15 protein-coding genes are annotated in these 19933 nt (G+C 73.6%); 11 read left to right on the forward strand and 4 right to left on the reverse strand.

Annotated features, from left to right (window positions below; translation table 11 throughout):
• The first annotated feature begins 183 nt into the window (after positions 1 to 183).
• The 5 genes from IE264_RS32690 to IE264_RS32710 all read left to right on the forward strand — a co-directional run bounded on the left by IE264_RS32690 (position 184) and on the right by IE264_RS32710 (position 9042).
• Positions 184 to 429, forward strand: coding sequence for a thiazolylpeptide-type bacteriocin (locus IE264_RS32690; protein ID WP_229887873.1), 246 nt, complete (start codon positions 184 to 186; stop codon positions 427 to 429).
• 138 nt (positions 430 to 567) lie between these two features.
• Positions 568 to 3357, forward strand: coding sequence for a lantibiotic dehydratase (locus IE264_RS32695; RefSeq protein WP_032759557.1), 2790 nt, complete (start codon positions 568 to 570; stop codon positions 3355 to 3357).
• A 50-nt stretch (positions 3358 to 3407) separates the two neighbouring features.
• A complete protein-coding gene (locus IE264_RS32700) occupies positions 3408 to 5309 on the forward strand; it encodes a hypothetical protein (protein ID WP_229887875.1) in 1902 nt (633 codons plus the stop codon).
• Entirely contained in the window at positions 5306 to 7216 is a 1911-nt protein-coding gene (locus IE264_RS32705; protein WP_032759559.1) for a TOMM precursor leader peptide-binding protein, read from the forward strand. The genes IE264_RS32700 and IE264_RS32705 overlap by 4 nt, the downstream gene beginning before the upstream one ends.
• Before the next feature lie 59 nt (positions 7217 to 7275).
• Positions 7276 to 9042, forward strand: coding sequence for a thiopeptide-type bacteriocin biosynthesis protein (locus IE264_RS32710; RefSeq protein ID WP_051821991.1), 1767 nt, complete (start codon positions 7276 to 7278; stop codon positions 9040 to 9042).
• Here the strand turns inward: IE264_RS32710 and bla are convergent.
• Entirely contained in the window at positions 9039 to 10016 is a 978-nt protein-coding gene (gene bla, locus IE264_RS32715; protein WP_032759560.1) for a class A beta-lactamase, read from the reverse strand. The two genes, IE264_RS32710 and bla, sit on opposite strands and share 4 nt — an antisense overlap.
• A 221-nt stretch (positions 10017 to 10237) precedes the next feature.
• Here bla and IE264_RS32720 point away from each other — a divergent pair, with 221 nt between their 5' ends.
• The 3 genes from IE264_RS32720 (at position 10238) to IE264_RS32730 (ending at position 12561) form a co-directional block, all read left to right on the forward strand.
• Positions 10238 to 11110, forward strand: a complete 873-nt coding sequence (locus IE264_RS32720; protein ID WP_015606374.1) for a LysR family transcriptional regulator — start codon at positions 10238 to 10240, stop codon at positions 11108 to 11110.
• 23 nt (positions 11111 to 11133) lie between these two features.
• Positions 11134 to 12021, forward strand: a complete 888-nt coding sequence (locus IE264_RS32725) for a serine hydrolase (RefSeq protein WP_229887876.1) — start codon at positions 11134 to 11136, stop codon at positions 12019 to 12021.
• Between the two features lie 111 nt (positions 12022 to 12132).
• Positions 12133 to 12561 carry a pyridoxamine 5'-phosphate oxidase family protein gene (locus IE264_RS32730; protein ID WP_032759562.1) on the forward strand — a complete coding sequence of 143 codons (429 nt, stop codon included), beginning with the start codon at positions 12133 to 12135 and terminating at the stop codon, positions 12559 to 12561.
• A gap of 74 nt (positions 12562 to 12635) precedes the next feature.
• On the opposite strand, the gene IE264_RS32735 is transcribed toward IE264_RS32730, so the two are convergent.
• Positions 12636 to 12890: a hypothetical protein gene (locus IE264_RS32735; RefSeq protein ID WP_031125350.1), complete on the reverse strand. Its 255-nt coding sequence runs from the start codon at positions 12888 to 12890 to the stop codon at positions 12636 to 12638.
• A 314-nt stretch (positions 12891 to 13204) separates the two neighbouring features.
• Between IE264_RS32735 and IE264_RS32740 the strand changes: the two genes are divergently transcribed.
• From IE264_RS32740 to IE264_RS32750, 3 genes are all read left to right on the forward strand, one after another.
• A complete protein-coding gene (locus IE264_RS32740) occupies positions 13205 to 15415 on the forward strand; it encodes a HelD family protein (protein ID WP_032759563.1) in 2211 nt (736 codons plus the stop codon).
• 161 nt (positions 15416 to 15576) lie between these two features.
• The gene (locus tag IE264_RS32745) at positions 15577 to 16461 is read left to right on the forward strand and encodes an SIS domain-containing protein (RefSeq protein WP_015606379.1); all 885 of its coding nucleotides are present in this window, start codon (positions 15577 to 15579) and stop codon (positions 16459 to 16461) included.
• A gap of 44 nt (positions 16462 to 16505) precedes the next feature.
• Positions 16506 to 17375: a class II fructose-bisphosphate aldolase gene (locus IE264_RS32750; protein WP_032759564.1), complete on the forward strand. Its 870-nt coding sequence runs from the start codon at positions 16506 to 16508 to the stop codon at positions 17373 to 17375.
• A gap of 38 nt (positions 17376 to 17413) precedes the next feature.
• On the opposite strand, the gene IE264_RS32755 is transcribed toward IE264_RS32750, so the two are convergent.
• Together IE264_RS32755 and IE264_RS32760 are read right to left on the reverse strand one after the other, a co-directional pair.
• Complete coding sequence (locus IE264_RS32755; RefSeq protein WP_032759565.1) at positions 17414 to 18901, reverse strand: HAD-IA family hydrolase; 1488 nt, start codon at positions 18899 to 18901, stop codon at positions 17414 to 17416.
• A 45-nt stretch (positions 18902 to 18946) separates the two neighbouring features.
• Complete coding sequence (locus IE264_RS32760; protein ID WP_051821996.1) at positions 18947 to 19933, reverse strand: hydroxyacid dehydrogenase; 987 nt, start codon at positions 19931 to 19933, stop codon at positions 18947 to 18949.

Raw genomic sequence — 19933 nt, forward strand, 5'->3', positions numbered from 1 at the left:
GGCGACAGAGGCGCACCCTCCACCGCCGATATTTCCCGGAAGCAAATACGCGACATCACACCCACTGCGGCCTCTGCAGGGTAATCAGCCGGTAATCACGCCTTTGAGACATTCCTGCACCGTCCCGTTGGCTGAATAGTGCGCTGCTCCGGGCGTCGTGCGCCGACCTACGCTGCCGAACCGGTGCACAAGGGCACCGTTACTGCTCTCACGACTCCTGGAGAAGACATGTCACTTCCAGAGATGGCCACTTCGTTCGACCTCAGCGCGCTGGATCTCGGCGAGATCACCGTCACCGCAATGCGTGACACGGCAGGAATAGGCGAGTCCACCTATTCGCTGTCCTCTTCCTCCTCGACGTCCTGTCAGGGTTGCAGCGGTTGCGGCGCATGCAGCGTCCAGCCGCCGTTGCCGCTCGACACCGTGTGACACAGGCACCGTAAGGGCTTCCGCGGCACCGTCTGCCCGTTCAGGGGCTCGGTGCCGCGGAGGCCCGTTCGTGTGCGAACCCGGCGCGTCCGAACCCCGTGCCGGGGCCCTGTCCACCGCTCGGCCGACTGGATCGATGTGAATCCGCCCGTACCCGAACTCCAGATACCCGCTGCCCCAGCTCACGGCGGGGCCACCGTCCCGCTCCCCCGGACCGCCCCCGGCGCGCTGATCCGCACAACCCTGCTGAGCCTGCCCGCCGAGCCCGGCCCCGCCGCCCTGTTCCGCGCCGCGCTGGCCGAACTGGTGGTGCTGGAGGGCCGGCTCACGGCTCTGGCCCCCGCGCTCGGTGACGCGCTGTACGCGAGCCGGGCGGACCACACGGAGGACTTCCACCGCGACGTGGTGCTTCCGCTCCGCCGGGCCGTGCACAACGGGCGCGACCCCCGGCCCGCCCTTCTGCGACGGCTGGGCAGCCTTCCCGACCGGCTGCCCGAACTCCGCGACTGGCTCGGCGCACGGAGCCGCAGGGAGGAGTTGCTCACCGCGCTCCGGGCCGGGACGGCTCCCGCTCTCGCCGCCGGGCGGTCGGTGCTCGCCGGGTTGTGCCGGGAGCCCTCGTTCCTGCGTGCCGCGTCGTTCACCAGCGCCGATCTGTTGCGGGCGGTGATGCGGGCCGGGGAAGGGCTTGAGGACCGCAGGGCCCGGAAGGAGGAGGCGGGTGTGCTGCGGCACGTGACGCGGGCGGTGGCCCGCACGACACCGTTGTCCGCCTTCGCGGCCGTCGGCTGGGGGGTGCTGCCGAGGGCCGCGAAGGCGGGTAACGGCCCGGAGCCGGGTACCGGTTCCTTGAACGGTGCGGACCTCGGAGCCCGTTCCTGGAACGCGGCGGACCTGCCGCTCGGTTCGTCCCGGTCCGTCGTCCGCCCCAACCGGACGCTGGTGGACACCCTGTTCGCAGCACTGGCAGCGGACCCGGACCGTCGCGCCACCCTGCCGCACCGCATGTGCAGCAGCCTGCGGGCCTCCGACGGGCGTGCCGCCTTCGCCCGCTCCCGTACGGCCTTCACCGCCGCCCGCTTCCTCGCGGTGGAGGACGATGTGGTCACCCTCGGCGCGGCGGAACCACTGCGGGGGCTCGCCGCACTGTGCGACCCCCCGGCCACCCTCGACACCCTGGCCGGAATGCTCGCAGGAGCGGGAGCAGCAGTAGGACGGGAGGCGGGGGCGGCAACGGGAGCAGGACCGGAGCCGGAACAGGTGGCAGCGGCCTTCGCCTTCGTCCGGCAGGTCTGCGACGCCGGGCTCCTCGTCCCGGCCGAGCCCTTCGACCCGCAGGACCCGAACCCCTTGCCCCGGCTGGCCCGCTGGCTGCGGGAGACCGGCCTACCGCGCGACCCCGAACTGGCCCTCCGTGTCGAGGATCTCTCCGTGCTCACCGGCGAGTTCGGCACAGCCGAACCGGCCCGCCGCGCCGCCGTACTCGCCACCCTCAGGGACCGCTGGGTGACGCTCCTCGACGAGGTGGGCCGCCCGGTGGGCGCCGCCTCCGCCCGCCTCACCGTCCTCAGCGAGGACGTCGTCGTGCGGCAGCCGGTGCGGCTGGACGGCTTCCTCGGCGACGCGGACCACCGTGCGCTCGGCGAACTGTCCTCCCTGGCGGAGGTGTTCGACCTCGGCCCCGAGGTGCGTCGGCAGGTACGGGACAGCTTCGTCGCACGGTACGGGCCCGGCGGGGTCTGCCCGCACGTGTGGGACTTCGGCGCGGACGCCAACGAGGCGTGGCAGCGGGCCGCGCGGGCCGTCGGCCGTGCTCCTGGCGCGGACGGTGACGGTTCCACCGCCGTCGGCGGTCTCCGGCAGCTCACCGCGCTCCGGGCCGAGCTGGTGGACGCCGCGCACCGGGCACACGCCGACAGCGGCGGCGGGCCCGATGACGACGTCGTCCTGCCGGCCGGTGCGGTGGCCGGGCTCGGCTCCCGGCTGCCCTCGTGGGCGACCCGGCGCCCGGTCTCGTACACCGGGTTCCTCCAGCGGGCGCCCGGTGGAGCGCTGTGTGTGAACCACGTGTACGGGGGGTGGGGGCGCTTCAGCAGCAGGTTCCTGGATTCCCTGGACCCGGGGGCCGCGCGGGAGACGACCGCTGCGGTGCTCGACGCGCTCGGCCCCGGCACCCAAGTGGCCCAGGTGCGCCCGGTGAGCGGCTTCAACGCCAACCTTCATCCGCTGTTCGTGCCGGACGAGATCGGGGCGGACCGCACGTACGCCTCCCTCGGCGCGGACGACGTCGAACTCGTCCATGACCTGAGCGGCGACGAGGTACGCGTCCGGGTCAAGGCCACCGGCGAGTGGGCCGACGTGCTCTACGCGGGGGTGTTCGCCCCGCTCCTGCTGCAGCCCAGGCTCGCGCCCCTGTTGATGGACCACCCGCACGGCATCACCGACTTCGGTGCCCTGGTGCCCCGTCACATCACCCCCGTACCGGGCGGAGACCTGGTGCGCACTCCCCGCCTGCGCCACCGCCATCTCGTGCTGCGCCGCCGCCGGTGGGAGCTGACCGGCTCCACGGTGGCGGCGCTCCTTTCGGAGCTGGCGGCCGAGGGCGAGGTGCCGGTGGGGACGGTGGCGCGCTGGCGGGCCCTGCTCGGCGTGCCCGATCAGCTCTATCTGCACGGAGCGCCACCGGCCCGGGGCGGGCGGGTGGACGAGGACCTCCTGCGCGCTCTCGACCGTCCCAAGCCGCAGTACGTCGACCTCGGCGACGCGCTCCATCTGCGCTGCCTGGGCAAGTGGCTGACCCGCCACCCGGACGGAGTGGTCCTGGAGGAGGCGCTGCCCGCCCCCGTCCGGGGCGAGACGTACGCAGCGGTGGAGCTGGTGGTGGAGACCTACCGCGCCGGGCGGGCGAACCGAGAGGAAGGCCGATGACCGTCGACCAGGCGCAGGATTCTCCGGGCTCTCTGAGCTCTCCGACCTCTATGGACTCGCTCGAGTCGCTCGACTCCCTGGATTCTCCGGGGCGGTGGACTTTACGTCCGGGGGTCTCGGTGACCGTGCTCCACAACGGCGTACACCTCCGGGGCTGGATCACCAGCGTCACGCTGGAGGGCGGCCCCGGGATGCCGGTGCTCTGGGCCGGTCTGGCCCAGGTCCTCTCGGCGGACGGGGACCGGGACGGATACGCCGAGTTGGTGCGGGCGGCTCCGGCGGGTTCGCCGCTCCGGGCGGCCCTGCTCACGGTGATCGGCCAGTTGCACGACCACGACCTGCTGGTCGAGCGTTCCGGCGAGGAGCCGGAGGGCAGGGCCGGGCAGTGGCTCGGGTCGGTGGCCGACCGGCCCGCAGCAGCTGCGGCCGCGCTCACCCGCAGCCGGGCGCGGGTCCTCGGCGCGCGTCCGGACGGCCCGCTCGCCCGCACCGCCGCGCGGGCGCTGGACCGTGCGGGTATCCGCACGGAGGCCGTGGAGGCGGCGGATCTCCCGGACGGGCAGGTCTTGCTCGTCGCCGACAGGGGCGGCGAGCCCTCGGACAGCGTGCGGGAACAAGGGGCGGAGGAGTTGGCGGTGGCGGTCGGCGTGCGGGCGGGCGTCGGGTTCGTCACCCCCGTGGGCAGCGTGGCGCAGGCGCGTGGCGACGCCGACGGGCTGGCGGGCAGGTTGCGCCGGTGGGAGGTTCCGGGCGGGGCCGGGCACCCGGGGCTGCCGGCGCTCCTGGCCTCCTCGGCGGCGCAGCGGCTGGTGTGCGCGGTGGCCGGGCTCCGGGACCCGTCGGCCGAGGCGGGCGACGCCCGGCTGCTTCCCGGGCTGCCGACGGCACTCGTCGCGGAGCAGGAGCCGTTGCGGGGCGAGTACCGGAGCTGGCCGGGGCCCGTGCTCGTGGACGCCGACCGGGTCCGGCCCCCTGCTGCCGTACGTACGCTGGCCGAGGCGCTGGCCCGCATTCCGGTGCTCACCGACAGCAGGACCGGGGTGCTGGACGAACCGGAACCCGGGTCGCTCCCCCAGCTGCCCGCGGCGCTGGTCCGCTGCGCGATGGCGGACGGCGATCTGGTGTCAGGTGCCGCCCGGGCGGACCTGGCGCGGCTTGAGGCGGTGTGCCGTGCGGCCGAACTCCGCCTGGGTGAGGGCGAGACGGGCCTGACGGTCGGGGCGGGCGCGGAGCACGCGCGCGGTCGGGCGCTGCGGCGTGCGGCGATCGGGCAGGACGCCATGACGTCCGTCCGCAAGGATGCGACGGCCGACGGACGCGCCGGGGAGACCGCAGGACCGGACATCAGATACGCGCACCACATCACGACCGTGCCCTGGTCCCCGGAGACCGCACGCCATCCGCAGGCGCTCCACTGGTGGTCCGTCCTGGTCCGGCGGCTCGGCGTCGACGCGGAGGTGGCGGTGTCGCGCCTGGACACGGGCGGCGGAGCCGTGTTCCATGCCCGGGTTCGGGGACGTACGACGGCGGGTGACGCGCCCGTCCTGCTCGGCACGGCCGTGGAGGCGTCGGTGGACGACGCTGTCGCCTTCGCCGCGCTCTGTGCCGTGGTCGGGTTCCAGATGGCCGCCGACGTCCCGGGCGCCCGGCACCTGGTGACACCCAGTGGCGCGTCGGCCGCGCTCGCCCGGTCGGCCGAGCCGGCGCCCTGGGAGGACACGGGGTGGACGACGGAGTGGCTGGCGGAGGTGGCCGGCCGGGAACCGGACCTCCAGGAGGCCCTGACCGGCCTCACCGGGTGGTCCCCGCAGCCGTGGGAGCCGCCGTCCGGTGCGCTCGACGACGTACGCGCGCTCTGGTCGGCGCTGCGTCAGTGCGGCTTCTCGGTTCTGTCCACCCGCCCCGCGAGCGGCGCGCACCCCACGCACACCCCCCTGGAAGGACTCCGGTGACCGCAGCAGCCCCGCTCCGCCAGGCTTTGGCCGAGGAGATCCCCACCGTCCTGGACGCGGCGGGCGCCCTGCGCCTCACCGAGGGCAGCGCCGTCGTGGTCCTGGACACCTGGACCCTGGGGGTGGCGGAGGAGCTGTCGCGGCACGCGCTGGTCCATCCGGTGACGCTCGTCCCCGTCCGGGGCGACGGTGCGCTGACGGTGGTGGGGCCCGTGCTGCGCCCCGGCGCGCGGGGGTGTCTGTCGTGCAGCGAGTACCGGCGGCTGGCGACGATCGGCGGCCGGGTGCCGTGGCACAGCCCCGGACTGCGGCTGGAGGGACGGCCCTCGCCCGCCTTCGTCGACGCCGTCGCTGTGCTGGCCACCTCTCTCCAGGAGAGCGGTGAGGCGGTCGTCCATGTCGTCCACAACGGCCGGGGCACCTGGTCGACCCACCGCTTCGAGCCCGTGGGCGGATGCGCGGTCTGCCTGCCGCTGCCGCCGGACGGTACCGAGGTCGCCGAGGCCGCCTTCGGCCCGGACGCGCGCCGCGCCCCGAGGCCGGCCGGCGGCCCGGAGTCGCTGCGTGAGCCCAACCCGCGTACCGGCGTGGCGGGTCTGCGGGAGGTGCTGTTCGACGAGCGGTTCGGGCCGGTCCACCAGATCCTGCGCACCGAGGAGTCCGTGCACAGTCTGACGAGCGCGTACGTGACGTACGGCCGTCATACGCGCGACGGCGGCTACGGGCGGAGCATCGACTTCGAGAGCAGCGAACGTGTCGCCCTGTTCGAGGCGGCGGAGCGCCTGGCGTCGATGAGCCCCACCGGCCACCGGACCGTCCTGCGCGCCCCGTACGCGGAACTCGGCCCCGAACGCGCGGTGGACCCGGTGCGGCTCGGGCTGCCCGATCCCGTCCACCACGGTCATCCCGCCTCCGCGACCGTGCCGTACACACCGGACCTCGAACTGGACTGGGTGCACGGCTGGTCCCTGACCCGTGACCGTACGACGGTGGTGCCCGAGCACGTGGCCTACTGGGACGCGAGCCCGGGCCGGCCCCGGGTGGTGTACGAGTGCTCCAGCGGCTGCGGGCTGGGCAACAGCGCGGCGGAGGCCGCGTTGTACGGGCTGTTCGAGGTCGCCGAGCGGGACGCGTTCCTGATGGCGTGGTACGCGCGCACGCCGTTGCACCGGGTCGCCGTTCCGGCCGGGGACCTGGAGGTGGCGCACCTGGTGGACCGTGCGGCGCTCGCCGGGTACCGGGTGGCGCTGTTCGACGCGACGAACGACTTCCAGGTGCCCGCCGTCATCGCCGTCGCCCTGCACCGGGGCGAACCCACCACGGCTCCGGGCGCGTTCGTCGCCGCCGGGAGCCATCACCATCCGCGTGCCGCGATCCGCTCCGCCGTCGCCGAGGTGGTGACCAATGTGGTGAACGCCGTGCACCGGCACCGGGCCGAGCCGGAGATGTTCGACCGGCGGCGGCTGCTCCCGATGCTGGAGCGGCCGGAGCTGGTCACGACGCTCGCGGACCATGTGGCCGTCAACACGCTGCCCGAGGCCCGCTCCCGGCTGGACTTCCTCGACCCGGACGGCCCGGAGACGGAGTGGCAGGACATCTGGCCCGAGGCGTCGGAGCCGGCCCCCGTGCCGGATGTGACCAGCCTGTTGGAGGAGACCGTGAACCGGCTGGCCGGTCTCGGCCTGGAAGTCGTCGCCGTACCGCTGAGCGAGTCCGCCGTACGCGACCGGCTCGGGCTGCACACGGCGAAGGTCGTGGTCCCGGGCTCGCTGCCGATGACGTTCGGGCACGTCAACCGGCGCACGATCGGGCTCGACCGGCTCCTGGAGGTGCCGTTCCGGCTGGGGCGTACGCAACGGAGAGCACGCCACGACGAACTCGCCCTGCACCCGCATCCGTTCCCCTGAGGCGGGGCCCTTCCCCCCATATGCCCCGCAATCAGGACACCAGGACAGGAACTCATCACGTGACGAACCGACTCCAGGAGCCGCCTGCCGGTACGGGCCGGACCGGGCCGGATACCTGGCTCAGCCTCCACTGCTTCCTGCGGTCCGCGCCCGAGGACGTCGACGCCTTCCTCACCGGGGACGTGGCCCCGCTCCTCGACGGGCTCGTCGCCGAGGGCGAGGCCACCGGCTGGTTCTTCATCCGCTACGACGAGGGCGGGCACCATCTGCGCCTCCGGATACGCGGGGTGTCGCAGGCGCGGGCCGCGTCCCTGCCGACCGCTCTCGCGCGACGGGCCGAGCGGCTGCCGGTCGCCGGTCCCGTACCCGGGCACGACGGGGACGGCCGGGGGCTCCACGCCGAGGTCCGCGTCGAGCCGTACGTTCCGGAGACCGGGCGCTACGGAGGTCCCGCGGCCCTGCCGGTGGCGGAAGAGGTGTTCGTCCTCTCCAGCCGGGTGGCCGTGCGGGCCGTCGGTGACGCCCCGCGAGGGAGCGCCCGGCTGTCCCTGGGCATCGATCTGGCGCACGCCACCGCTCTCGCCTGCGGCATGGACCGGCTGTCGGCGGCGCAGTGGTTGCGTCGGCACGCCGCGAGCTGGCGGTGGGCCGAGGACGTGCCGCTGCTCGGCCCCCAGCACGTCCACGCGCGGGTCAACAGCGTCTACGCACTCCAGCGCGAGGCTCTCGCGAGCCGTGCGCGGGCGGTGCGGCAGGCGCTGGAGGACGGCACGGCCCCCGGCCCGCTGACCGACTGGTACGACGGTGTCCGCGACGCCGACCGGGCCCTGCGCGCGGCTTCCCCGCAGGTGGGGCGCCCGCAGATCTGGGCGTCCCAGCTGCACATGCTCTTCAACCGGCTGGGCCTGGCGCCCGACGAGGAGCGGGCGGTGTGCCGGCTGGCCGCGCGCACGCTCCTGGACCGGGGCGACGCGGCCTCGTACTTCCCGGACGACCACACCTCCCCCGACCGGCAGTACCTGGAGCGGAGCAAGTTCCACCTCGGGCGGGAGCAGGACTCGGCGCCGCTCGACATACCGGCCCGCCCGGCCGGAGAGCACGCGCTGCGGGGCGGCTCCGAACTGCCGCTTCCCGCAGGCCCGTTCCCGGACACGGATCTGCGGACGGTGATGAACAGCCGTGTCTCGCGGCGGGGCGCGCTGACGGGTCCGCTGGACGCGGCCTCGCTCGGCACCCTGCTGTGGGGCTCGCACGCGTCCGGGCACGAGTCGGTCCACCGGTTCGCCGGCGGCGGTGAACGGCTCATGCGCCACCGGCCGTACCCGAGCGCGGGCGCCCTCTACACCGCGGGTCTCCGGCTGATCGCGCTGGACGTCCAGGGGCTCGCGCCGGGCACCTACCAGTGTGTGCCGGACCGGCGCTCGCTGCGGTACGTCGGCCCGGCACCCGCCCTGGAGGACATCAGGTCGCTGTCCTCGTACCTCTCTCGCTCCGACGACGACCCCGACGGAATCGTGCCGGACTCGCTCCCGGTGGTCCTCGGCCTCTACGTCGACCTGGGGCGGCTCAGGGAGCGTTACGGTCTGCGGGCGCTGCGGCTGGGGCTCCTGGAGGCGGGCCATCTGGCGCAGTCGCTCCTCCTGACGGCCACCGCGCTGCGGCTGGGCACCACGACGCTCGGCGGGTTCCGGGACGATCTGGCGCACGAGATCTTCGGTCTCGACGACCTGGACCAGCCGCTCCAGTACGTCCTGCCGGTCGGCCGGCACCCGGAGCTGCCGGTGACGGATACGCCGGTGCCTGAGGACCCGCGTCCGGGCGGTTAGGCGAACGCTTCGAGGGCGACCTTCGCGGCTCCGGCGATCAGGGCGTCCTGGGGTTCGGCGTCCTTGGTGTCGCGCCGGGAGAGAACGGCGAGCGCGATCGGGGCGGCGCCGCCCGGGGGCCGGACGATGGCGATGTCGTTACGGGTCCCGTAGCCGCCGGTGCCGGTCTTGTCTCCGACCTCCCAGCCGCGGGGTGTGCCCGCGCGGATGGTGTGGTCGCCGGTGGTGTTGCGCTTCAGCCAGTCGGCGAGCACGGCCTGCTTCTCGGCGGGGAGGGCCGCCCCGAGGACGTACGCACGCAGGTCCGTGGCCAGGGCGCGGGGTGTGCTGGTGTCACGGAGGTCGCCGGGGGTCGCATCGCTGAGGGCGACTTCGTAGCGGTCGCAGCGGGTGACGCGGTCCCCGAGTCCGCGCAGGGCGTCCTGGAGGCCTCGGGGGCCGCCCAGTTCGCGGAAGAGCAGGTTGGCGGCGGCGTTGTCGCTGTAGCGGATGGCGGCGTCGCACAGTTCGCGCAGGGTCATGCCGGTGGCGACATGCTTCTCGGTGATGGGCGAGTTGCTGATGATCTCCTCCTCGCCGTAGCGGACGAGGCGCTCCATCTGCGGGAGGCTCTTCTTGGCCAGTACGGCCCCGGCGAGGAGGGCCTTGCAGGTGGAGGCGTAGGCGAACCGTTCGTCGGGGCGGTGGGCGACGATCCGTCCGTCGCCGGTGTCGACCGCGTACACGCCCAGCCGGGCGTCGAACTTCCGCTCCAGTCCGGCGAAGGCGCGGTCCGTACGGGGCAGGGCCGAGGCCGACGGCGAGGGCCCGGGGCCGGAACGGCTCGGCCCGCTCCTCCCGTCGGTGGCGGTATCCGGTCCGGCCGTCGAACAGCCGGTGAGCGGGAGCAGGGCGGCACCGGCCAGTGCGGCGAGTGCGGACCGGCGGGAGACATGGGCGGGAGTGCGGGTGGACGCGGCGGTACGGGTGGGCACGGCGGCGGACCTCTCTCTCGACGGTGGTGGTGGCTCGACGGTGATGGCGGCTCGTCGGTGGTGGTGGAGCGCACGGGCCCGGTCGCGGCCCGGCTCCGACGCGGGGTGCGGCCGCGTCGTCGGCCTCTGCGGAGTCAAACCTGCCGTCGGCCCGCAAGTCGAATACGATCTCGGCATCGGAGTGATTCACCGGCCGTATCACCGCATGCCAGGGAGATGGAGTGCTGACGGAACGGCACCTGGAAATCTTCATCGCGTTGGCGGAGGAGGAGCATTTCGGCGCCGCCGCCCAACGGGTGGGGATCACCCAGCCGCCTCTCTCCCAGGGGCTGCGCCGACTGGAGGCGCTCCTCGGTGTCCGCCTGTTCGAGCGGGAGCGGGGGGTGTTCCTCACCGAGGAAGGTGCCCTGCTGCTCCCGCACGCCCGCAGGGCGCTGGCCGCCCTGGCGGAGCTGCGGGAGACCGGTGCCCGCGAGCACGCCGACGGTCGCCGTCTGCGGCTGGGGCTGGCCCCCGAGGTGCCGGCGCCCCTCGCGGCCGATGTGGCGGCGGCCCCGGTCCGGGCGGGTGACCGGACCCGCATCAGCACGGTGACGGCTCCCACCGCGGCCCTGCTCTCCGATGTCGCGTCGGGCCGCCTCGACCTCGCCGTGGTCCGCCACCCCTCGGTGCTGCACGGCCTCGCCGCCGGGCAGGTGATCCTCCTGCCGACCTGGATCCTCGCCCCCGCCCGCCCGGCGGACGACGTTGGTAGCGCGCCGCGGCGACTGCCGGTGGCCGTGCGCCCCCGGGGTGAGGCGCCCGCCGCCCATGACCTGTTCGTCGACACGCTGGCGAGCCGGGGCCGCCGTGTGGAGACGGTGGTGGTCGCCGACGAGCGGGCCGGGCTGGCGTTGGTGGCGGCGGGCCAGGCCGTACTGGTCACCGCGGACGAGGGGCTGACGGCCTCGCGGGTCGAGCGGCGGCGGGCGACCGACCCGCCGCTCCCCCTGCGGCTGCGGGTGGTCTGGAACCCCCGGCGTCCGGGTTCCGGGGATCCGGCCGGGACGGCACGGTTGCTGGAGGACGTCCTGGCCCGTGAGGCGGCGAGGTGAACGGCTCCCGGCACGGTGGCGGGGTGGACCGGACCATCCGCTCCCTCTTCGACGACGCGGGCGTCCGGGGCTGGCTGCACGTGGCGGAACTGGACCGCCCGTCCGCCCACGTGGTGCTCGACCCGGACGAGCAGGTGCCGATGGGTTCCGTCTACAAGGTGCCGCTCATGACCGCCTTCTGCCGGCTGGCCGATGCCGGGAGGATCGACCCGTCCCACCGGCTCACGCTGGAAGCGGCCGACCGGGTTCCCGGGCCCACCGGTCTCTCGATCCTCCGTGACCCGGTCACCATGTCGCTGCGTGACCTGGTGGTGCAGATGATGAGCGTCTCCGACAACACCGCGGCCCATGCCGTTCTGCGTGCGGTCGGCCCCGAGGCCGTCGACCGGGTGTGCGCCGACCTCGGTCTGCCGCACACCCGGATCCACGGCGGGGTCGTCGGCACGTTCGACCGGCTGGTCGCCGATACGGGCGCCGGATCGCTGGACGCCGCCATGGACCGGGTCGCGGACAACGACACCGTCGTCCCCCCGGACGTGTACGACCCCGCGTACAAGGCCTCCTCCACACCGGCCGACATCGCCCGGCTGCTGCGGGCGATCTGGACGGACGAGGCGGCGTCCCCCGCAAGCTGCTCCTTCATGCGGGCGGCGATGGGCACCCAGGCGTGGGCCCACCGTCTCGCCTCCGGATTCCCGTACGACGACGTGACCGTGTACGGAAAGACGGGCACGTTCGGCTCCATGCGCCACGAAGCGGGGGTGGTGGAGCTCGCGGACGGCAGCGCGTACACGGCCGTGGTCTTCACCCAGGCCGCCCGTGCCGACAAGAAGCTCCCGCGTGCGGACGCCGTGATCGGCGCGGTCGCCAGGGTCGCGGTGGAGGAGCTCCGCAGGAGCCAGGACGTCTGAGCCTGCCGGAACCCGGGACGTCCGGCTCGCGGCGCCGGAGGCGTGACCGGGCCACGCGGCGCGCTCTGCGGCATCCTGGGCGCAGGACAACCGGTCGATGGAGGAGTACCCGTGGCTCTGACCCGTGACGAGCGTGAACAGTTCCTGGCCGAACCGCATATCGCCGCGCTGGCCGTGGACTCGGCGGAGGAGGGGCGCGCCCCACTCACCGTGCCGATCTGGTACCAGTACGAACCCGGTGGCGACATCTGGATCATGACGGGGCGTGACTCCCGCAAGGGGCGGCTGATCGCCGCGGCAGGGCGGTTCTCCCTGATGGTCGACCGGGTCGAGCCGACCGTGCGCTATGTGTCCGTCGAGGGCCCGGTCGTCGCGACGCGCCCCGCCACCCGTGAGCAGCTGGTCGAGGTGTCGTCCCGCTATCTGCCCGCGGAGAAGGTCGACGCCTATGTGGACTTCGCCTGGAAGGAGCACGGCGAGCAGGTGGTCATCCATATGCGGCCCCAGCGCTGGCTGAGTTCGGACCTCGGCGGGTCCTGAGCCACCGGGACCGGGCCGGACAGCACGGACAGGGCCCGCCCCCGAGGGGACGGGCCCTGTTCACGACTGGAGGATCAGTGGCCCTGGAGGTACTCGGCGTAGAGGTAGCCGCGCTCGGCGCCGAAGTGCTGGCGGCTCTCCTCGGCGTAGGTGATCCCGTACGGGCCGCCGAGGTTGGTGTACTCGGCGTGGCCGCGGTGCCCTTCGATCGCCTGGTAGCCGGCGCCGGCCTTGCCGCCCTCCCAGCCGCCGTCGGCGACGGCGGGGGTGGCCGCCACGAGGCCTGCCGCGGCGACGGTCGCAAGAGTGATGGCGATACGACGAAGCATGGGTGCTCCTTCTCAGCAACTGCGTAACGGATGGTGCGGAGCCCTAACCATTACGCGGGAGGGCCGCGTCGGCAGGGCGGACACGCACATGCCAGAGGCAATACACCTGGACGGGTGCACCCCGTCCCTCCGGCACCGTGCGGCCTCCTGCGGCCCCGTGAGACAAGAAATCCCCGGTCCGCAATTGCGTACCAGGGATTATCCGCCGTATATTTGATTCTTCTGTGTTCATGAAGAAAGGCCCCACGCGGAGGCCTTATAAGAAGAACCATATCCGGCAGGGAGCCGTTTTGTCAAACCGGGAAGCCGTCGAATTGCGGGAAGAGCAGGAATTCATCGACCGTGTCCACGCGCGGGTCGACGAGCTGCGCGGGGTCACGGCCCAGCATGTCGAGGAGGCGCTGACGCCGGTCGGGAACGGGCTGCAGGCCAGGCTCGAACGCGATGTGCTCGTCGCGGAGCGGTCGGGTCTGCTCGCCGCGCTGAACGCGGTGGACGGCTCGCTCTGTTTCGGGCGCATCGATCTCTCCGACGGCGCCGCGCACCATATCGGCCGCATCGGGATCCGTGCGGACGACACCGAGCACACGCCTCTTCTGATCGACTGGCGCGCGCCGGTCGCCCGGCCCTTCTATCTCGCCACCGGGCATGTGCCGATGGGGCTCCGGCGGCGTCGGCACATCACGTCCCAGGGGCGTACGGTCACCGAGCTCCATGACGAGATCCTGGACCTCGGGGACGACGACCGCACCGGTTTCGAGGACCGCAACGGCGACGCCGTGCTGCTGGCCGCGCTGAATTCCGCCCGGACCGGCCGGATGGGTGACATCGTGCGGACCATCCAGGCGGAGCAGGACCGCATCATCCGCGCCCCGCACCGCGGTGTCCTCGTCGTCGAGGGCGGTCCCGGCACCGGCAAGACGGCCGTCGCGCTGCACCGGGCCGCCTTCCTGCTGTACGAGCACCGGGAGCTGCTGGCCAAGCGTGCCGTGCTGATCGTGGGCCCCAACCCGGCCTTCCTGCGGTACATCGCGGAGGTGCTGCCCGCTCTGGGCGAGACCGGCGTCCTGCTCGCCACGCAGGCCGAGCTCTTCCCCGGCGTCCACGCCACCGGCACCGACACGCCCCGCGCCGCCGCGGTCAAGGGCGGTGCGCCGATGGCCGAGGCGCTCGCCCTCGCCGTACGCGACCGGCAGCAACTTCCCGAGCCCGGAGCCCCGTTGGTCATCCCGCACGACGACGGGGATCTCGTCCTGGACTGGGAGATCGCTTACGAGGCCCGGCAGGCGGCCCGGGACACCCTGCTGCCGCACAACCTGGCCCGCCCGCACTTCGCCTTCCGGATCATCGACGCGCTGACCGCGCAGCTCACCGAGCGCATCGGCGCCGACCCGTACGGCGGGCCCAACTTCCTCGGGCCGGACGACATCGCGCAGCTCGGCAAGGCCGTCGCGATGAGCGGGGAGGTGCACGACGCCATCGAGACGCTGTGGCCCGAGCTCACCCCGCAGGATTTCCTCGCCGGATATCTGGCCGAACCGGTGTATCTGGCGGACGAGGACGCCGAGGCCCTGCGGCGGGCTCCCGGGGGCGGGGAGTGGACCCCTGCCGACGTGCCCCTGCTGGACGAGGCGGCCGAGCTGCTCGGGGCCGACGACAGTGCAGCGCGGGCCGCGGCGGAGGCCGAGCGGCAGGAGCGGATCTCTTACGCGCAGGGGCTGTTGGAGCTGTCGCGGGGTTCGGAGACGTTCGAGTTCGAGGACGAGGAGTCCGAGATCCTCGCCGCCCACGACATCATCGACGCCGAGCGGATGGCGGAGCGGCACGAGGAGACCGACCACCGCAGCGCGGCCGAGCGGGCCGCCGCCGACCGCACCTGGGCGTTCGGGCACATCATCGTCGACGAGGCGCAGGAGCTGTCGCCCATGGCGTGGCGGCTGCTGATGCGCCGCTCACCGACGCGTTCGCTGACCCTGGTCGGCGATCCGGCCCAGACGTCGGAGGAGGCCGGCGTGGGTTCGTGGGAGAAGATCCTCGACCCGTACGTCGGTGACCGCTTCGAGCATGTGACGCTCGGGGTCAACTACCGTACGCCCGCCGAGATCATGGAGCTGGCCGCCCGCGTCGTACGGGAGCGGAATCCTTCCTTCGTGGCGCCCGGTTCGGTGCGGTCCACCGGTGAGGAGCCGTGGGTGCGGGACGCGGGTGCGGACCTGGCGGGCGCGGTGGCGAAGGCCGTCGTGGAGCTGACGCCCGAGGAGGGGCGTCTCGCGGTGATCGCGCCGCGTGAGCTGCACGAGGAGATCGCCGCGCCGCTGGACGGGGTCACGGCGGGGGCCGAGCCCGACCTCACGCGGTCGGTGGTGCTGCTCGACCCGCGGCAGGCCAAGGGGCTGGAGTTCGACCATGTGCTGGTCGTGGAGCCCGCCCGGTACGGGACGAGCGACCTCTATGTGGCGCTGACCCGTGCCACCCAGCGGCTGGGCATCGTCCACCGCGAGGAGCTGCCCCCGGCGCTGCGCTGACCACAGCCGCCTTCCTTCCGTCCGTCACGCCCCCCGGTACCGCACCGGGGGGCGTTTCCGTCTCCCTGCAGCGACCAACCACACTCCTGCTGCTTGATAATGCTCGAAACTCGGGCCTAATATGCAGCTTCGAGCATCACGCGCGGAGCAGGGGAGATCAGATGACGCATGTGGCACGGGAGCTGGCCAGTCAGCCCGACTGCTGGCAGCGGGCAGCGGGGATGGCGGACGGGCTCGCGGAACAGCTTCCGGCGGCCGGTGAGCGCATCGCCGTCGTCGGCTGCGGCACCTCCTACTTCATGGCCCAGGCCTACGCGGCCCTCCGCGAGGGCAGTGGCCAGGGCGAGACCGACGCCTTCGCCGCTTCGGAGTTCCCCGCCGGGCGCCGCTACGACCGGATCGTGGCGCTGAGCCGCTCCGGCACCACGACCGAGGTGCTCGGCCTGCTCGCCCAGGCCCGTGGCACCACGCGGCGGACCGTGGTCATCGGGGACCCCGACACCCCCATGGCGGCGCTGGCCGACGACACGGTGGTCCTGGACTTCGCCGACGAGAAGTCCGTGGTGCAGACGCGGTTCGCGACCTCGGCGCTGACCCTGCTCCGCGCGCACCTGGGCCTGCACACCGACGCGGTCGTCGAGGACGCGCAGGTGGCTCTCGCCGAGCCGTTGCCGGCCGGTCTGGTCGAGTGCGGCCAGTTCACCTTCCTCGGGCAGGGCTGGAGCGTGGGGCTCGCCAACGAGGCGGCGCTGAAGATGCGGGAGGCGGCGCTGGCCTGGACGGAGGCGTATCCGGCGATGGAGTACCGGCACGGCCCGATCAGCATCTCGACGCGCTCCACCGCCACCTGGATGCTCGGTGACGCTCCCTCGGGGCTGTCCGACGAGGTCCACGCGACCGGGGCCCGCTGGGTGGCCGGAGGGCTCGACCCGCTGGCGGAGCTCGTCCGGGTGCAGCGTCTCGCCCTGGCGATCGCGGACGCCCGCGGCCTCGACCCGGACCGGCCGCGCCACCTGACGCGCTCGGTCATCCTCAGCACGGCCTGACGGCTCCTCACCACCGCCCGACAGTCCCTCATCCCGGAGTTGCCATGCCCATCGCCGCCACCGGCGAGCTGATCGCCGAAGCCGCAGCCCGGCGCGGTGCGGTCGCCGCGTTCAACGTCATCACCCTGGAGCACGCGGAAGCGATCGTGGAGGGAGCGGAGGCCGCGCGGGCGCCGGTGATCCTCCAGATCAGCGAGAACGCGGTCAAGTACCACGGCGGCCGGCTGCGGCCCCTGGCCCGCGCCGCACACGAGACGGCCCGGGCGGCCACCGTTCCGGTCGCCCTCCATCTCGACCACGTCCACTCCCCCGAGCTCCTGCACCAGGCGGCGGAGTGCGGCTTCGGCTCGGCGATGTTCGACGCCGCCCGGCTGCCGTACGCGGAGAACGTGGCGGCCACCCGCGCCGCCGTCGTATGGGCGCACGAGAACGGTCTCTGGCTGGAGGCCGAGCTCGGCCAGGTCGGCGGCAAGAACGGTCAGACGCCGCTGGACGCCCATGCGCCCGGTGCCCGTACGGACCCGGAGGAGGCCCTCGCCTTCGTCGCCGCCACCGGGGTCGACGCGCTGGCCGTGGCCGTCGGCACCGCGCACGCCATGACCTCGCGGGACGCCCGGATCGACCACGACCTCCTGGCCCGGCTCCGTAAGGCCGTGCCGGTGCCCCTGGTGCTGCACGGTTCGTCCGGCGCCTCGGACGAGGAGCTGGCCCGGGCCGTGGCCGGGGGGATCGCCAAGGTCAACATCGGCACCGCGCTGAACATCGCGATGACCGGCGCGGTACGGGAGCACCTGGCGCGGGACGAGCGGGGCGTCGATCCCCGTGCCTACCTCGCGCAGGGCCGGGACGCGATGGCCCGGACGGTGACCCGCCTGATAGGGGTTCTGCCCGCGCCCGCCGTGAAGGCGGCGTAGGGCACGGGGAGGGGGCGTCGTGCCCCCTCCCCGTGCTGTCACCCCTGCGCGGGTGTCCGCCATTGCGCGACGAGCGATGTGAGGCTCTCCAGGACCCGGCGGCCCGGCGCCGCCGGGATCGGTGTCGCGGAGGGGACGGCCACCACCCGGCAGCCGGCCTCCTCGGCCGCCGCGGTGCCGGTGGGGCTGTCCTCGACCACCAGGCATGCTCCGGGCGGGAGTCGGAGGCGTGCTGCGGCTTCGAGGTAGGGGTCCGGGTGGGGCTTGGAGCGGTCCGTCTCGCCGTCCGCCACCGTCGTACGGAACGCCTCGGCGCCCAGCGTCTTCAGCACCGCGTCCACGACCCGGCGCGGGGAGGCCGACACCAGGGCCGCGGGTATGTTCCCGTCCGCCAGCAGGTCGAGCAGGTCGCGGGCGCCGGGGCGTAGCTCGATGCCCGCCTCGACCGCCGCGAGGAACGTGTCCTCCAGGGCGGATTCCAGGATCCGGTCGTCGACGGCCCGGGGGCACAAGGCTGCGAGGTGGACGGCCGTGTCGGCGCAGGTGCGGCCGAGGACTCCGGCGCCCTCCTCGTCGGTGAGGGTGTGGCCGTGGGCGGCGGCGACCTCACGGGCCGCGTCGAGCCACAGGGGTTCGGTGTCCACCAGGGTGCCGTCCATGTCGAGCAGGACGGCCCGCGGCAGGGTCGGTACGGCGGTGCCGTCGAGGGTCCAGTGCGAGTCGGGGGTCCGGTCGAGCGCGGCGTACACCTGGGCCGCGACGTCCTCGTGCCGGACCGGGCGCAGCGGCCGGGCGCCCGCCGTGATGTCCGGGCCCGCACAGGCCAGCCACGCCGTGCGTTCGGTCTCGCTGTTCCCTCCGTGGCCGCCCTCGTCCCGGTGCCCGTGGTCCGTGACGACGAGGACGGTCCAGGCCTCCTCCTCGTACGACGGACGGGTGCGCAGGGCGGTGAGGAGGCTGCCCAGGCGGCGGTCGGCCGAGGCGATGGACTGCTCGTACGTGGAGCCGCAGCCGAGGTGGTGGGCTGTCTCGTCGGGGGCGCCGAGGTAGACGAAGGAGGCCTCGGGGTCCTCGTGGGTCAGGACGGTGACGGCGTCGCGGACGGTCGCCTCGTCGGCGTCCTCCCAGGCCTGCGGGGTGTCGGCGGCCGGTGCGTGGTGGGTGAGGCGGGTGGGGCGGCGGAACATCGGTCCGCCGTCGGCCACGGTGACCAGGGGTTCCCAAGCCGCCGCGGCATAGGTGCGGCGGCCGTCCTGGCGGGCCAGCCGGGTGGTGAAGTCCGGGAAGACGCCGAGGCGGTGGCCGCTGAAGTCGTTGGACCACACGGCGTGCTTGGTGACGCGCACGCCGGTGACGATCGTCGCCCAGCACGGGCCGGACATCGTGGGGGTGGAATCCGCGACCGTCACGGGGGCCAGGAATCCGGCGTCGGCGACCGTATCGAGGTGCGGGGTGGGGACACGGGCGAGCGTGTCGAGGCGTACTCCGTCGATGCCGACGACGAGCACGCGGCGGGCGCGGGGCATGGTGGTCTCCCGGGGCGGTGCTGGAGTGGTGGCAGGGGTGCGGGGTCAGGCCTGCTGGTGGAGGGTACGGGGGTCCACGGCGTGGGCGAACGGCAGCCCGTGGGCGTACCGTTCGAGCTCGTCGACCGCGGCGTCGGCCAGCCGGTGGAGCTCGCCGCCCTGGGAGCCGGCGATGTGCGGGGTGAGCAGGACGTTCGGCAGGTCGTACAACGGCGAGTCGGCGGGCAGCACTTCCGGCTCGGTGTGGTCGAGTACGGCGTTGAGGCGGCCGCTGACCAGCTCCTTGACCAGCGCGTCGGTGTCGACCAACGAACCGCGTGCCGTGTTGACGAGCGTCGCGCCGTCCCGCATGAGCGCAAGGCGTCCCGCATCGAACAGGTGCCGGGTCTGCGGGAGTTCGGGGGCGTGGATGGAGACCACGTCACTCTGCGCGACGAGCGCGTCCAGTGGGGTCAGCTCCGCGCCGAGGGCCTGTGCGCTCTTCTCGTCCAGGTACGGGTCGTGCACGAGGACGCGCAGGTCGAAGGGGCGCAGCAGTTCGGCGACGCGGCGGCCGATGCGGGAGGCGCCGACGAGGCCGACCGTGCGGCGGTAGTTGCCGATGCCCGGGAACTCCGCGAGCAGGTTGACCCGGGTCCGTGACTCCCGGTAGACGCGGGCGCTCCCCAGGACGTGCTTGTTGGTGAAGAGGATCGCCGCGACCGTGTACTCGGCGACCGGAAGGGCATTGGCCGTGGCGGCCGTGGAGACGGTGATGCCCCGGTCCCAGACCTCCTGGGTGATGTGGTGCTTGACGGAGCCCGCCGCGTGCACGACGGCCCGCAGCCGGGGCATGGCGGTCAGGGCGGCCGCGTCCAGGGGCGGGCAGCCCCAGCCCGTGAAGAGGGCCTCGGTGTCCCGCAGTGCGGCGCGCTGGGCGGGGTCGTCGGCGCCGAAGTCGGTGACGAGCAGGGCGGGTTGTACGTCCGCGACCCGGGCGAGGCGCTCCAGGGCCGTCGGGAGGAGGATCGCGTCGCGGGTCTCCCCGCTCAT

The sequence above is a fragment of the Streptomyces microflavus genome, assembly GCF_014650075.1.
GTDB classification, from domain to species: Bacteria; Actinomycetota; Actinomycetes; order Streptomycetales; family Streptomycetaceae; genus Streptomyces; species Streptomyces microflavus.

Bases quoted from the DNA above. Each gene is read 5' to 3' on its own strand.
- IE264_RS32735 (WP_031125350.1), bottom strand. From the start codon at position 12,890: ATGCTTCGTCGTATCGCCATCACTCTTGCGACCGTCGCCGCGGCAGGC.
- IE264_RS32760 (WP_051821996.1), bottom strand. From the start codon at position 19,933: ATGAGCGGGGAGACCCGCGACGCGATCCTCCTCCCGACGGCCCTGGAG.
- IE264_RS32750 (WP_032759564.1), top strand. From the start codon at position 16,506: ATGCCCATCGCCGCCACCGGCGAGCTGATCGCCGAAGCCGCAGCCCGG.
- IE264_RS32755 (WP_032759565.1), bottom strand. From the start codon at position 18,901: ATGCCCCGCGCCCGCCGCGTGCTCGTCGTCGGCATCGACGGAGTACGC.
- IE264_RS32700 (WP_229887875.1), top strand. From the start codon at position 3,408: ATGGACTCGCTCGAGTCGCTCGACTCCCTGGATTCTCCGGGGCGGTGG.
- IE264_RS32745 (WP_015606379.1), top strand. From the start codon at position 15,577: ATGACGCATGTGGCACGGGAGCTGGCCAGTCAGCCCGACTGCTGGCAG.